Source organism: Haloferax profundi, assembly GCF_001469865.1.
Taxonomy (GTDB): Archaea; Halobacteriota; Halobacteria; order Halobacteriales; family Haloferacaceae; genus Haloferax; species Haloferax profundi.
On the sequence record NZ_LOPV01000045.1, the window covers coordinates 20,963 to 34,510 of the forward strand.

Genomic DNA, 13,548 nt, shown 5'->3' on the forward strand with positions numbered 1-13,548 from the left:
CGGCGTCGAGATACTTTTCGGAAACTGTACCGCAGTGAGCGGCGGCACTCGTCGCGCTACGCGTCGGGGCCGCGTTCGAGTGGCCCGGTCCACGCGTCGAGGCCACCGGCCATACTCTCTATCGTCGCGTCGTTCGTTCCTTCGTACGCCGAGAGGAGTCGAACCGCCTGGATGCTCGCTTCCCCGCGCGGGCAGACGGCGACGATGTGTCGCGCGCCGCTGATACGACCGAGGTTCGAGACGATGTCGTCTAACGGGACGTTGATACTGCCGGGGATGTGCCCTGCTTCGAAGTCTTCTGGCGTACTCACGTCCACGACGAGTGGTGGGTCGTCGTCTTCGAGGCGCGATTCTACTTCGTCCGGGTCGATTTCGCTGACCATCGCCTACAACACTCCTTCGTCGCGGGCGAGGAGAATCCCTTCGACGGTTGCGTCGTTCGTCGGCGGTTCGGTAGCCCGGTCGATGGCCTCCTCGACCGGAACCGCGTGGACGGAGAGGAACTCGTTGTCGTCTAAATCGCGCTCGACCGGGGTGAGGCCCTCGGCGAAGACGAACCCGCGTCGATGCCGAAGGACGCCCGTCGAACACCACACGTCGCCGATGAGCGACGCCGAGTCTGCCGCAAAGCCGGTCTCTTCGCGGAGTTCGCGCACCGCAGCGTCGCTGAAGGACTCTCCGTCCTCGACGATTCCTGCGGGGAGTTCGAGTTGCGTCTGGCGGATGTTCGGCCGGTACTGTTCGACGAACACGACGTGGTCGTCCGCGACGGCGACGACGACGACTGCCGTCGCGAGTTCGGCCCAGTAGTACCGCTTCGTCGTCCCGTTCGGTTGCTCGACGAGGTCGTAGCCCCCGGTAAACCAGCCTGTCTCGTACTCGGTCTTCGATTCGAGGACGGGCCATTCGGGGTCCGGGAGTCGCTCGTGTCGCCGTCCGTCGTGGGTCATCGGTCGTCTCCTCCGACGTCTCCGCCGTCACCGTCTCCGACTGCCTCGTGTCCGCTCGCGTCACTCTCGTCACCGTCCAGAATCGTGTCGCGGTAGACTCTCCCGAACGCGTTGCGTCGGAGGGTGCTGATTGCGGCGTCGCGTTCGTTCTGGAAGGTGGTGGCGACGACTGTGTCGGCGAAGGGAATCGGGTGCCACGCGACACGTTCGACGTCGGGATTCCCCAGTTCGACCACGTCGTAGTCGGGATGCGACTCACACCAGTCGTCGAACTCGGTGCGAGACCCGACGGTCACGGACAACGATTCGGCGAACAGCGCGTTTCGGACCGTCTCCACGACGTCTCCCGTCACGCGTTCGCGGTACTCGTCCCGGCCGAAGTCCATCGCTTTCGCCGTCTCTCTGACGACGACTTGCGCCGTCGGACCGACGCGGTCGAACGCGTCTTCGGCCGCTTCGCGTGTCTCCGGAGAAATCGTCCCGTGAGTTTCCATCGCCACCCGATTCGGGGCCCGGACTTACGACTCTTTCTCGTCGGCGTCGTCCGTGGTCGAGGCGTCTCCGTCGGCGTCGTCGTCAGAATCGGCGTCGGACTGGCCGTCGTCGTCGTGTTCGTACATCTTGCGCGTCATGTCCTTCGCCTCGTCGAGGATGCGCGCGGCGTCGCCGGAGAGCGATTGCCCCCCACCGAACTGCTGTTGCTCGTAGCCATGGGTGTGGTCGTGTCCGTGGCCGCGGTCCACCGTATCTTCGAACACCTCGTCGAACTCGTGTTCGTCGGCGTGTTCGGCGACGACGGGGCCGAGTCCCTCGGCGTTCATCGACGCCCACTCGGGTGCGTGGTCGTCGAGCCACGTCTCGTGGTCGTCACTGTGGACGATTGCTTGGAGCGCCAGATGGTTCGCGAGGTGCGTCTCGTCTCGTTGTGGCGCGTCGCAGACCGGACAGGCGTATCCCATACCCTCCGGTAGCGTGTGAGTGTACCAAAATGCGTCGCAGTTCGTCGGAAGGGGAATGAAGTGGCCGTCGTGTTCGCGATGGTGGTGGGGGGAGGCGAACTGCCGACAAACGGCCACTATCCGCTTCTGGTGGTGGTGGTGGTGATGGTGTGGTGGTGATACCGATTCGATGCTGTTAGGCAGACTTGACGATGACCGTTCCGTCGGCCCAAACGGTCACGTCGCAGGCAGCGTACCGGAACTGAACGTGTGCGCGTGCAGGGTTCATCGATCCGCGCCCAACAGCGTCGCCCGTCGCCGATGCCCGTGCCGGCTGAGCGAACACTCTGTCGAGCGCTTCTGGATTGATGGTGTTCGATAGTGGGGGAAGGTCGACAGCGTCCACGTCTTCCAACTGGGAGACAGCAGTGACTATCGTCACAGCGAGAGTGTCCCGTCCATCCCAGTCGTGTCGAGCGACGACCTCTTCGGTCGTGCCAGTGTTCCATCCAACATCGTTGCCCTGTAACACGCGAGTTTCGTCCATGGTTCGGTTCGCGTCGGCGTCTTGCCGACAGTGGGTCCAACAACGGTAGTCGATATATCGCTCGTTGCTATCCAGCTAGTGGTGTCGTCTGTGACGGCTCTAGTCACCTAGAGTATCGACTGAGAATCAGATGGTATGGCAGTGAACGTCACTCGAAGACGCTATCGACTAGCTTCCGCTCTGCGGCCCGCAGGTGGTACTGGAACGTCGGTGCGCTGATGTCGAACGTCTCCGCGAGTGCCTCGGCCGTACTCCGACGCGGCCACTCGTAGAACCCCGCGAGGTAGGCCGCTCGAATCGACTCGAACTGCCGGTCGGTCCACTCGTCGCGAATCTTCCACTGGAACGTCTGCGGTGACTCTTCTGCTTGTGTGACAGTCCGTCGGGACAGGAGGGTCGTCCCCGGGTAGTCTGCGTCGAGGGTGTCGATGAACGAACGGACTCGAATCCGTTCGGGGACGTCTACGGTGAGCGTGGTCTGGTGTCCGGTCGAGTGGAGTTCCCGGAGCGTCGCTTCCGAGGCGTACAGCGTCTCGAAGAGCGACTCGCGTGGGAGTCGTATCTCGAATAGGTTCCCCGTCTCGTCTTCCGAGAGCAGTCGCACGCGCGTCGCAATCTCGCTGCCTGCTTCGACCACCGCCTCCGGGTCGGCGTCGGTGACGACGAACGCGATGACCGACCCGTCGGACTTCGGGAGGACGCCCGTGAGTCCGACGCCGTGGTCGACTCGCCGTGCCAGACGCGCGAGTGACAGACGGTCACCGCCGAGGCGGGCTTGCACCTGCGTCCGGCGTTCTGTCAGCATCGCACCGGCACGTTTCGTCGTCGCGAGCGCGTACCCGGTGGTTTCACCCAGTTCGGCGAGGAGTCCGTCTTCGTTCGACAGTGCGTCGGGGTCCGACGCGTGGACGACGAACAGCGCTTCGATTCGGTCGTCTGCAACCGCAGGGATGACCGCGAGCGACCGGAACCCGTAGGTGAGTGCGTCCCCGCGGTGGTCGGCCCACGTCGGGTCGTTGAGCACGTCGTCGACTGTCTGCATCGTCTGCGTCTCGACGGCGGTGTCGAGGAGGTCCGCGAGGGGGCCAGACGAGGCGACTTCACTGAGTCGGTCGGCGTAGGCGGTATCTGCCCCGTGAATCGCCTCTGGGTTCGGATGGAACTCGCCGCCAACTTCGTCAGAGTCGACGTGCCAGACGACGGCGTAGGGTCCGGTCTCGACGAGATGCTTTCCGACGGCCGAGAGCGCGTCACTTCGCGTCGGCGCGCGGATGAGCGACTGGTTGATGCTTCTGATGGTCGTGTTGACCTGGTCGAGTCGCCGGAGTATCTCGTTTTGTTCGGCGAGACGTCGGTCACGTTCGTGCAACTCGGACTCCGCGTCGATGCGCTCTAACAGTTCTTCGACGGTGGCTACGAGCAAGTTCACGAGTTCGACGTCCACGTCACTGGGTGCGGTGGTTCCCGGATGGCCGGTCACGAGGACGCCGTGTCGCCCGACTGGGGCCGCGATAACCCGTTCGACACCTTCGACGATGCCACCGTCGGGGGCGATTTCGACGACGGAGACTTCGCCGGCGACGAAGGCATCCCAGACGCCTCCTTCGGTCAGGCCGACACCGAGTGGTTTGTCGCCGAGTCCCGTCCCTGCTTCACCGACGCGCGTGAGTGCCGTGTTGGTCTCGTCGAAGACGAACAGTTCTGTCCGTGCGTCGCCGAGCACCTCGTCACAGGCCGCGACGGCATCGTTGAGGACCGTCTCGCGGTCCGTCGCACTCATCATCTCACGCGTGCGCTCGTGGAGTGTCGCGAGCAGTCGTTCGTAGCGATGTCGCTCTGTCACGTCGCGCAACACGCCGACCGACCCAATCGATTTCCCGTCGACGACGAGCGGCGTCCGGTGGTTTTCGACCTGTACGACTTCGCCGTCTGCTCTCTCCAGTTCGAACTCTACGATTTGGTTCGCGGCGGTGAAGAACACCTCGTCGCTGTCGTCGACCGTCTCGTCGAAGAGGGAACTCGCAGAGACGCCGAGTATCTCCGTGCGTGGAAGACCGGTCAGACGCTCGAACGCTGGGTTGACGGCCGTGAACAGGCCGTCCCGGTCCAAGGCGTACACAGGGTCGGCGACGGCTTCGAGCATCCGCCCGTACTGCTCGATTTCCGTCTCCCGTTCGTGCTGTTCGGTGATGTCCGTGAAGTAGACAGAGAGCCCTGTCTCAGATGGGTACGCCTTGATGTTGTACCACGTGTCCGAGTTTTCTGAGTACGCCTCGAACGTCCTGGTCTGCTGGGTCCGCATCGCCGTCTTGAACTCCCCCCGGAATCTCCCCGACTCCGGCGTGAGGTCGTGCATCTCTCGCCCGAAGAGGTCGGTGGCGGGTTCTTCGAAGAGTTCCTCTGCGGTTTCGTTGACGTAAGTGAGTCGCCAGTCGGTGTCGAACGCGACCACCGCCTCGTCGATTCGGCCCAGCACTTCAGAGAGGGCGTCTTTGAGTTCGTGCCGGTCGGCCGCCGCGCCGATGACGGCGGCGATATTTTCGAGGAACAGCACGTCGTCGTCGGTGAACTCACCCGATTCGAACGCCTGGGCGCCGATGACTCCCCACCGACTCGCGTCGCTCCCGATAGGGGCGCACATGCCACTCCCGAATCCTGTCGAGGTGAACGCTTCTGAGTGGTCGAACCGTTCGTCTGCGTCGAAGTCGTCGGCGACGATAGACTGTCCGCGTTGGTACGTCTGCATCGCCTGCGTCTTCTCGTCGGCGACGATTGGTTGGTGGACGAACGTCTCGGCCCATCCGGTCCCGGCGGCGACGCGGAAGGTGTTCGGTTCGTCGAGTCGTTCGAGAATCGACACGGAGTCCGCACCGAGCGTCTCGCCCACGCGACGAACGGCGAGTTGGAGTACTTCGTCCAGGTCGACGGTCGTCAGTGCGCGGGTCCCGACTTCCGAGACGACCCGCTGTTGTTCGAGGCGGGCCTGGTTCGAACACTCGATACGATGGTCAGAAATGGCCTTCTGCACGCGGAACCCCAGCCACGACAGTGGGTCGGCGTCGCCCTCGCGAATGAAGTAGTCTGTTGCACCGGCATCTACAGCGTCCTGGACGAACGATTGTTCGTCGGCCGCGACGATGAGCGGGAGGGTCGCGTCGCTCTCGCGGGCGTCGCGAAGGAATTCGAGGCCGTCGCTCTCGACGAGGGGGGTGGTAAGCACGACACACTGGATGTCGTCGCTCGAAGCGAGCAGTTCTGCGCGGGCCGAACCTGCGGTTCGAACGTGGCGAACCGCCAGTTCCGTTGAGAGTGCTTCGAGTGACGTTTGAAGCGAGTCTGCGAATGCTCCGTCGTCACTCACACAGAGGACCGCACCAGACGGTGACACATGCGCACTACGAGAAGCAGTGTGATAAGTACTCCCACGGTCTGCACCCCCTTCGTGTCATTCGTTTTTGACTTTGTGGCCCGAGGTCAGCGAGATTGCCAGTCGTGGATGTCGAGGACCATGATGAAGGCGTCTTCTCCGTCGCCGTAGTATCGCGGTACTCGGCGGGCGGGACGAAAGCCGACACTCTGGTAGAGGTTTCGTGCCGGTTCGTTCGAAGCGCGAACTTCGAGTTTGACGACGGCGGCACCGGCAATGGTCATCGCCGTCAACGCGTCGAGTAAGAGTCGCCGTCCCAGGCCGTTTCCGCGTGCCTCCGGGCGGACTGCCAGGTCTTTGACGTGGCCGATGTCGTTGCCGTGGTTCGGCATCACGTCGGCGACGACGTATCCGAGTATCTCGGTTCCCCGCGCGGCGACGAGGAACGCCGGTTCGTCGACGAAGAGTTCGAACGCCGAGTAGGGCCACGGCTCAGAGAAACACGCTCGCTCGATTCTGAGAACGTCGAGTAAGTCGGCACGCTCGGCCCGTCGGACGATTACGTCGTCGGCGAGGGCGTCGTCGAACTCCGTCACACTCGCCGCTAAGCGGTGGGGATGCAAAAACGCGACGGGCCTGCCGACGTGTTCGTCGACTGGGACTGCGGCAGACGCGCCCCGCGAGACTGCGGGAGAACCGCGCCCGGGACAGACGCTCACGGTGCAGTCGCTCGCCGGTCGAAAAATGTGAGGAGTGTGGGTGTGGACTTAGTCGTCCGCGGGTGCTGCGCCGCCTTCGGCCTGCTGCTTCGTGAGGGGCAGCTTGCCACCGGCCGCGAGGATGTTGCGCTCACGCTCGGACGCGTTGAGTTCCGCCGTCGCTTCCCAGTCGTCGTTCACGCGGATGGTGAACTCTTCCTGACCGGATTCGACTGCGGCGGCCACGTCGTCGACGATTTCGATGTCGTCGCCCTGCTCGAGCTTCTCGTACGTCTCCTCGTCGATTGCGAGGGGGACGATACCGAAGTTGAACAGGTTCGCCTTGTGGATGCGCGCGAACGACTGCGCGAAGACTGCCTCGATACCGAGGTACATCGGGCACATCGCGGCGTGTTCGCGGGAGGAACCCTGACCGTAGTTCTCGCCGGCCACGAGGACACCGTTACCGGCGTCCTTGGCACGCTGTGCGAACGTCTCGTCGACGCGCGAGAGCGTGAAGTCCGAGAGGCGCTCGATGTTCGAGCGGAACTTGAGGATGTCGGACGTCGCCGGGATGATGTGGTCGGTCGTGATGTTGTCCTCCATCTTCAGGAGTGCTTCGCCGCCGACTTCGGCGCCGAGCGGGTCCTGAAGCGGAACTTCGCCGATGTTCGGTCCCTTGATGAGTTCGTCGTCGATAGCGTCTTCGGCGTAGATGAGGTCCGTCTTCGCCCCGTCGTACTTCTCGGGGAGTTCGACGCCGGGTGCTTCGAGGTCACCGAGTTCGTCGGCGAGGTCACGCGGGTCGATGATTTCGCCTTTGAGTGCCGCGGCGGCGGCGACTTCCGGCGAGCAGAGGTAGACGTTGTCGTCTTCGATACCGGAGCGACCCTCGAAGTTGCGGTTGAAGGTACGCAGGGAGATGGAGTCGGAGGCGGGCACGTGGCCGATACCGATACACGGTCCACAGGTCGCCTCGGAGACGTTGACACCGGCGGCCATCATCTCTGCCGTCCAGCCCTGACGGGCGAGAATCTCGCCGGCCTGCTTCGAACCGGGTGCGACGATCATCTCGAGGTGCTTCGCGACTTCGCGGCCCTTGAACATCTTCGCGGCCGGGAGGATGTCCTCGTAGCCACCGTTCGTACAGGAACCGATGAGGACCTGTTCGACCTTGTTGCCAGCGACTTCGCGGACGGGAACGACCTTGTCCGGCATCGACGGGCAGGCGATGAGGGGTTCGAGGTCGTCGAGGTCGATGACGATTTCGTCGGCGTATTCGGCGTCGTCGTCGGCCGTCAGTTCGACGTACTCGTCGCCGCGGCCCTGCCGTTCGAGGTAGTCTTTCGTCTTCTCGTCCGTCTCGAAGATGGACGAGGTTGCGCCGAGTTCCGTACCCATGTTGGTGATGGTCGTGCGCTCGGGGACGCTGAGCGACTCAGCACCGGGGCCGGTGTACTCGAAGACCTTGCCGACGCCACCCTTGACGGTCTCGCGGCGGAGCATCTCGAGGATGATGTCCTTCGCGGAGGACCACTCGGGGAGTTCGCCTTCGAGGCGGACGTTGACGACTTCCGGCATCTCGACGTAGTAGGCGCCACCGCCCATGGCGACGGCGATGTCGAGGCCACCTGCACCGATAGCGAGTTGGCCGAGACCACCGGGGGTCGGCGTGTGCGAGTCAGAGCCGAGGAGGGTCTTGCCGGGCGCAGCGAAGTTCTCCTTGTGGACGTTGTGGCAAATACCGTTGCCCGGTCGGGAGAAGTGCGCACCATATGTGCCGGCCGCAGAGCGGAGGAAGCGGTGGTCGTCCGTGTTCTTGAAGTCGAACTGGTAGGTCTGGTGGTCACAGTACTGGGCAGCGAGTTCGGTCTGTGCCTCGTCGAGGTCGAGTGCCTCGAACTGAAGCCACACCATCGTCCCAGTCGTGTCCTGCATCAGGACCTGGTCGATTTCGATTCCGATTTCCTCTCCGGGGGTGAGGTCACCCTCGACGAGGTGATCCGAGAGAATCTTTTCCGTGAGCGTCTGTCCCATAACACCCGAGTGTCGATGGTCCTCGGATATAAATCCCGCGTACTTCCCTATCTTCGAACGTGAAGAATAGCGCCGTCTCCGGGTTTCTAGCGTCTAAGGGACATTAAATTCCTTGTTGGTTCCCCAATGATATTCGCACCCAAGTGACGCGCTGGACGACCCGAGTTCGGCACCATTTTGCACCCTGTCGACTCTGAGCAGATATGTACCGTTCCGGTTCCTTCGTCGCGGAGCACATCTCGCCAGTCACCGACGAGCAAGTCCAACCGAACGGCGTCGACCTGACGCTCGAATCGGTCCTCGAACAGGTCGAACCCGGACGCCTCGGCCGGGAGGGAAAGACCATCGGTGAACGACGGCCCCTCGAGTTCGCCGACCCAGACACGGAGACGTATCGTCTCGAACCTGGTGGCTACGTCCTCCAGTACGCCGAGACGGTCCACATCCCCGAAGAACACGTTGGGTTCATCTACCCACGCTCGTCGCTGATGCGAAACTCGTGTATGCTCAACACCGCCGTCTGGGACGCCGGGTACGAGGGGAAAGGCGAGGGTCTCTTGCAGGTTCACCACCCCATCGAACTCGAACGCGGCGCCCGCGTCGCCCAAATCGTCCTCACGGACGCGAACCACGACGGCACCTACGACGGAAGCTATCAGGGCGAACGGACTGAGTAGTCGACGCGACGCTCGGTCAACTGGATGCGGGTCGATTCCACGCAGAACCCGAACCGACACGATTCACTGACTCTCTGTACATACCACATTGTTACCCACCTGTCCGTAGCGGTGACGTTCTCCCGGACGACGAATTTGTTTCAAGTTACTGGACGACATACTATCGACCTGCGGAGGCCACATGAGACGGGACGAACGAGGGGCGAACCCGTGATTACCTACCTCCGCAACTTCCTTCCGGCCCACTTTCAGCACGTGTGAGCAAGCGCGCCCGCTCACGGAGGGGCGGGCGCGACACGTGCGAGAGAGACGATTTTCACCGACGCCGTCGACGTGCCTTCTGCTCGAAGTAAAGCCCTTCGAGTGAGGCACTCGGGTTCTGTGACCCAAAGGCACATTTACGCGCGTCCCTAAATCCGGCTAATTACTGATGTCCCGGAGTCCATCTCTTCCAGAACGCCCTCATCTCGATCTGGACCCCGACATGTCGGATGCAGAGCGTCTCTCTGCACTCCGCCAACACGTCGAACGGATGATCGAGGTCAACAGGGAACTCGACCAACGACTGCAATCTGCCGACGACCGGCACGCGGAACTGGTCGAGGAAGTCGAACAGATGAAAGCCCGTAACGAGGCGCTGAAGACTGCCTCGTACTACATCGCCACCGTCGAAGAACTGACCGACGACGGCGTCATCATCAAACAACACGGCAACAACCAGGAGGTCTTGACCGACTTCGCACCGACCATCGATAGCGACGCTATCGAACCCGGTGACCGCGTCGCCATCAACGACTCCTTCGCCGTGCAGACGATTCTCGACGACGAGACGGACGCCCGCGCGCAGGCGATGGAAGTCGTCGAGTCGCCGACGGTCACCTACGACGACATCGGCGGCATCGACGAGCAGGTTCGCGAGGTCCGCGAGGCAGTCGAACAACCACTCGAGAACCCCGAGATGTTCGAGAAAGTCGGCATCGACCCGCCGTCAGGCGTCCTCCTCTACGGCCCACCCGGGACCGGGAAGACGATGCTGGCGAAAGCCGTCGCCAACGAGACGAACGCCTCGTTCATCAAGATGGCCGGGTCCGAACTCGTCCAGAAGTTCATCGGCGAGGGCGCACGCCTCGTCCGCGACCTGTTCAAACTCGCCGCAGAACGCGAACCGGTGGTCATCTTCATCGACGAAATCGACGCCGTCGCGTCCAAACGGACGGACTCGAAGACCTCTGGCGACGCCGAAGTCCAGCGGACGATGATGCAACTCCTCTCGGAGATGGACGGATTCGACGACCGCGGCGAGATTCGCATCATCGCGGCCACGAACCGCTTCGACATGCTCGACGAGGCGATTCTCCGGCCCGGCCGGTTCGACCGCCTCATCGAGGTGCCCAAGCCAGCAGTCGAGGGTCGTCGCCGCATCCTCGATATCCACACTCGCGACATGAACGTCGCCGCCGACGTGGACCTCGACGCCCTCGCCGAGGAACTCGACGACTACTCTGGTGCCGACATCGCCTCGCTCACGACCGAAGCGGGCATGTTCGCCATCCGTGACGAACGCACCGAAGTCACCGAGGCCGACTTCGAGGCGGCCCACGAGAAACTCGCCAACGTCGAAGAGTCTGGAACCGGCCCCATCTCGGGATTCACCGACTACCAGTACTGAACCGACGGCGACACTCCCGAGACACTCCTGTCGTCGTCCGAAGTCCTCGTCGCCGACGTTCGATATCGAGTCGTCGCCGCGGTTACCCCCTAATATGGAGACAGCGGCGGCTTTACTTCCGATTTAGTCGGTCTCATTCGTAACCCCCTTTTGAGCCCACGCTCTCGTTCAGTCATGAACACGATTCGCGTCGTCCGTGGGGTCGGAACCGCCCCGACGGAGATGGCGTCGTACGACGCCGCCCTCGCTGCCGCCAATATCCACAACTACAATCTCGTCGCCGTCTCGTCTGTCGTCCCCGCGGATGCGACGGTCGAAGCAGTCGACGTCGCGCCGGACCTCGGCCCCGCCGGCAACCGTTTGACGGTCGTTCAAGCGCGCGAAACGACGTCGACACCGGGCGAACGCGTCGTCGCAGGTCTCGGGTGGGCGACTGGCTCTGGTCCCGGTCTGTTCTACGAAGCGTCCGGAACCGACGACGAGAGCGTTCGCGACGCAATCCTCGCCGGCCTCGACGCTGGCCGCAACCTTCGCGACTGGGAGTTCGACGACGAACAGGTGGCCCTCACGGCCGCGGAACACGAGGGTGAAGGATACACCACTGTCGTCACCGTCGCCGCCTACGGGCAGAGCGAATCCATCTTCTGAGAAGACCCGACCACGCACCGCGGCGGGGCCGACCGGTTCGGATACACGCCAACTGAGTACCAACTGCATACCAACCGTGTGCTATCCTGACCGACGCACTCATCACCCGGTGTGGTAATCCCTCAGTATGAGAGAGGTGAGTCCATTCGGCCTGTCTGCACGGCGTATTGCGATTATCTACGCCGTCTTCGGGCTCCTGTGGGTCTCACTCGGTGACTGGTTCGTCGAACAACTCCCCAACCACCTCCTCGTGCAGACGGCGAAAGGGTGGTTGTTCGTCTTCATCTCCGCGGGTCTCGTCTACGTCATGGTCGACCAGAGCCACGCAGAACTCTCCCGTGCGTCGTCTCGTCTCGAATCGAGGAACGCCCACACGAGCGTCCTCCACCGTATCCTCCGACACGACATCAGGAACGCTTGCACTGCGATACTGGGGTACGCCGAACTCGTCGAACCGCGTGCGGACGTCGGTGACGACGTGGACCCGGTGGACGCGATTCGAGAACGAGCGAACCGTCTCGTCGAAGTGAGCGACGAAGTATCGCTGCTTCGTGCCGTCGAAGAGGCCGAAGGGAGCACCGTCGGAGTCGACCTCTCCCACGCTGTCGCCGACGCCGTCGACGACGTTCGGCTCGAATACCCGGGCATCTCTGTCGACGTGTCGGCACCAGCGACCCTCCCCGTCGAGGTTCACCCCGCGTTACCGCGGAGCATCATGGAACTGCTCGACAACGCGGCAGTCCACTCGGACTGCGACGCGCCGACAGTCGGCGTGACGGTTCGCCGCGTCGGCGAGATGGCTCGCGTGGCCGTCACCGACGACGGACCGGGAATCCCGGACGTCGAGCGCGAAGCGCTGGTCTCGGGGACCGAAACCCCGCTGACGCATACGAGTGGCGTCGGTCTGTGGTTGGTTCGCGCCATCGTCGAGGCGTCCGGCGGGTCGCTCGACATCGAGGCTCTGCCGTCGAACGGGACGTCTGTCGTCCTCTTGGTCCCAGTGGCCGGTTCGTAGGGCTCACAGCCACGATTTCGACACACCCGGAGACAATCACGACTGACGACGCCTTTTTACACGTCCTCCCCGTATCTCTGACGACTGATGAACGGGAACAACCCATATGCGGGCGCTCCCGGCGTAACTGGTGCCGGTCAACCGACTCACGGTGCCGAACTCACGGGCGAACAGATGGACTCGCTCCGGCGAGTGGTCGCCGGCATCGTTTCTCGAACCGAATCGTACCTTCCCGAGGGGTTCGCCGTCGGGTCGGAACTCTCCACGGGCCCGAACGGTCCACTGGCGACTGTCGCGGTGCACCCACCCGTCGGCCACCCCGTCAGCGCCGGCTTTTCGCCCGACGCCGACGAACTCGACGCGGGCCTCACCGACGAGGACCGTGACGAAGTCGCACGCGGACTCGCCGCCAGCGCGGCGTTTCAGGTAATGAGCGCCGTCGGCGACGACATCACACCCGCCGCTCGGTAACTCGGGTCCCCTCGCGTTTCGTCTCACGCCGGTCGACAGCGAACTCGCTGCCGCGTTCGAATTTTCACCGTGTCAAAATTGCAACAACGCACTTGACCCACCAGTGCGTACTGTGGGTATGGTCTCTCTCACCAGTTACGCGGACGAGATTGGTCCGACGACGCTCATCATCGTCGGGTTCCTGTTGTTCATCTTCCCCGAACCTGCCACGTCTGCGTTCGGGGCGGGACTGATGCTGTTCGGGGCGGCGTACTGGTTCTGGGAGTGGAATCGCCCCTGAGTTCGAACGCGGGAGAGCGCAGGAGAATCAGTCGTTTCGAGTCAGCGTCAGACGCCTCGGTGACGGCGTCTTTGTCCGGCGTCGTCGGGTCCTGTGAGGTCCACCGATTCGAGTGGCCGCTCTCCCGAATCGTGTCTCGATTCGGCCGACGCTGTCGGCCCGGCGACGAAGAGTCCGTACGCGAGAACCGCGACGGAGAACAGTCCGCTCAGACCGACGACGGGCGAGACTGGCAGGTCGGTGAGCGTTCC

Annotated in this window: 14 protein-coding genes and 1 pseudogene; 6 read left to right on the top strand and 9 right to left on the bottom strand. The window is 63.2% G+C overall.

What is annotated here, in order from left to right; genetic code table 11:
• Positions 1-56 precede the first annotated feature (56 nt).
• From AUR66_RS02735 to AUR66_RS02770, 8 genes are all read right to left on the bottom strand, one after another.
• Positions 57-383 (bottom strand): rhodanese-like domain-containing protein, encoded by a 327-nt coding sequence (locus tag AUR66_RS02735; protein ID WP_058570989.1) that lies wholly within the window; start codon positions 381-383, stop codon positions 57-59.
• A 3-nt stretch (positions 384-386) separates the two neighbouring features.
• Positions 387-950: an NUDIX hydrolase gene (locus AUR66_RS02740; protein WP_058570990.1), complete on the bottom strand. Its 564-nt coding sequence runs from the start codon at positions 948-950 to the stop codon at positions 387-389.
• A complete protein-coding gene (locus tag AUR66_RS02745; RefSeq protein WP_058570991.1) occupies positions 947-1,444 on the bottom strand; it encodes a DUF5809 family protein in 498 nt (165 codons plus the stop codon). The genes AUR66_RS02740 and AUR66_RS02745 overlap by 4 nt, the downstream gene beginning before the upstream one ends.
• A gap of 24 nt (positions 1,445-1,468) precedes the next feature.
• Positions 1,469-1,909, bottom strand: a complete 441-nt coding sequence (locus tag AUR66_RS02750) for a DUF5810 domain-containing protein (protein ID WP_058570992.1) — start codon at positions 1,907-1,909, stop codon at positions 1,469-1,471.
• 175 nt (positions 1,910-2,084) lie between these two features.
• A complete protein-coding gene (locus AUR66_RS02755; protein WP_058570993.1) occupies positions 2,085-2,435 on the bottom strand; it encodes a HalOD1 output domain-containing protein in 351 nt (116 codons plus the stop codon).
• Positions 2,436-2,583: 148 nt separating this feature from the next.
• Positions 2,584-5,796, bottom strand: coding sequence for a bacterio-opsin activator domain-containing protein (locus tag AUR66_RS02760; RefSeq protein ID WP_058571001.1), 3,213 nt, complete (start codon positions 5,794-5,796; stop codon positions 2,584-2,586).
• Positions 5,797-5,909: 113 nt separating this feature from the next.
• The gene (gene rimI, locus AUR66_RS02765) at positions 5,910-6,398 is read right to left on the bottom strand and encodes a ribosomal protein S18-alanine N-acetyltransferase (RefSeq protein ID WP_058570994.1); all 489 of its coding nucleotides are present in this window, start codon (positions 6,396-6,398) and stop codon (positions 5,910-5,912) included.
• A 171-nt stretch (positions 6,399-6,569) separates the two neighbouring features.
• Positions 6,570-8,537, bottom strand: coding sequence for an aconitate hydratase (locus AUR66_RS02770; RefSeq protein WP_058570995.1), 1,968 nt, complete (start codon positions 8,535-8,537; stop codon positions 6,570-6,572).
• A gap of 203 nt (positions 8,538-8,740) precedes the next feature.
• On the opposite strand from AUR66_RS02770, the gene AUR66_RS02775 reads away from it, so the two are divergent.
• The 6 genes from AUR66_RS02775 to AUR66_RS21665 all read left to right on the top strand — a co-directional run bounded on the left by AUR66_RS02775 (position 8,741) and on the right by AUR66_RS21665 (position 13,297).
• Complete coding sequence (locus AUR66_RS02775; protein ID WP_058570996.1) at positions 8,741-9,214, top strand: deoxyuridine 5'-triphosphate nucleotidohydrolase; 474 nt, start codon at positions 8,741-8,743, stop codon at positions 9,212-9,214.
• Positions 9,215-9,644: 430 nt separating this feature from the next.
• Positions 9,645-10,883 carry a proteasome-activating nucleotidase Pan2 gene (gene pan2, locus AUR66_RS02780; protein ID WP_058570997.1) on the top strand — a complete coding sequence of 413 codons (1,239 nt, stop codon included), beginning with the start codon at positions 9,645-9,647 and terminating at the stop codon, positions 10,881-10,883.
• 174 nt (positions 10,884-11,057) lie between these two features.
• Positions 11,058-11,531 (top strand): pyruvoyl-dependent arginine decarboxylase, encoded by a 474-nt coding sequence (locus AUR66_RS02785; protein ID WP_058570998.1) that lies wholly within the window; start codon positions 11,058-11,060, stop codon positions 11,529-11,531.
• A gap of 166 nt (positions 11,532-11,697) precedes the next feature.
• The gene (locus AUR66_RS02790) at positions 11,698-12,546 is read left to right on the top strand and encodes a sensor histidine kinase (protein WP_082682105.1); all 849 of its coding nucleotides are present in this window, start codon (positions 11,698-11,700) and stop codon (positions 12,544-12,546) included.
• 87 nt (positions 12,547-12,633) lie between these two features.
• Complete coding sequence (locus AUR66_RS02795) at positions 12,634-13,017, top strand: DUF5811 family protein (RefSeq protein ID WP_058571000.1); 384 nt, start codon at positions 12,634-12,636, stop codon at positions 13,015-13,017.
• A gap of 118 nt (positions 13,018-13,135) precedes the next feature.
• Positions 13,136-13,297, top strand: a complete 162-nt coding sequence (locus tag AUR66_RS21665; RefSeq protein WP_197409658.1) for a hypothetical protein — start codon at positions 13,136-13,138, stop codon at positions 13,295-13,297.
• 47 nt (positions 13,298-13,344) lie between these two features.
• Here the strand turns inward: AUR66_RS21665 and AUR66_RS21670 are convergent.
• Positions 13,345-13,548 (bottom strand): annotated as a pseudogene (locus tag AUR66_RS21670) (hypothetical protein); the annotation flags it as partial.

Excerpts from the sequence above, each read along its gene's own strand:
- AUR66_RS02745 (WP_058570991.1), bottom strand. The coding sequence starts at position 1,444 with ATGGAAACTCACGGGACGATTTCTCCGGAGACACGCGAAGCGGCCGAA.
- AUR66_RS02740 (WP_058570990.1), bottom strand. The coding sequence starts at position 950 with ATGACCCACGACGGACGGCGACACGAGCGACTCCCGGACCCCGAATGG.
- AUR66_RS02755 (WP_058570993.1), bottom strand. The coding sequence starts at position 2,435 with ATGGACGAAACTCGCGTGTTACAGGGCAACGATGTTGGATGGAACACT.
- AUR66_RS02785 (WP_058570998.1), top strand. The coding sequence starts at position 11,058 with ATGAACACGATTCGCGTCGTCCGTGGGGTCGGAACCGCCCCGACGGAG.
- pan2 (WP_058570997.1), top strand. The coding sequence starts at position 9,645 with ATGTCCCGGAGTCCATCTCTTCCAGAACGCCCTCATCTCGATCTGGAC.
- AUR66_RS02795 (WP_058571000.1), top strand. The coding sequence starts at position 12,634 with ATGAACGGGAACAACCCATATGCGGGCGCTCCCGGCGTAACTGGTGCC.
- AUR66_RS02770 (WP_058570995.1), bottom strand. The coding sequence starts at position 8,537 with ATGGGACAGACGCTCACGGAAAAGATTCTCTCGGATCACCTCGTCGAG.
- AUR66_RS21665 (WP_197409658.1), top strand. The coding sequence starts at position 13,136 with ATGGTCTCTCTCACCAGTTACGCGGACGAGATTGGTCCGACGACGCTC.
- AUR66_RS02750 (WP_058570992.1), bottom strand. The coding sequence starts at position 1,909 with ATGGGATACGCCTGTCCGGTCTGCGACGCGCCACAACGAGACGAGACG.
- AUR66_RS02775 (WP_058570996.1), top strand. The coding sequence starts at position 8,741 with ATGTACCGTTCCGGTTCCTTCGTCGCGGAGCACATCTCGCCAGTCACC.
- AUR66_RS02735 (WP_058570989.1), bottom strand. The coding sequence starts at position 383 with ATGGTCAGCGAAATCGACCCGGACGAAGTAGAATCGCGCCTCGAAGAC.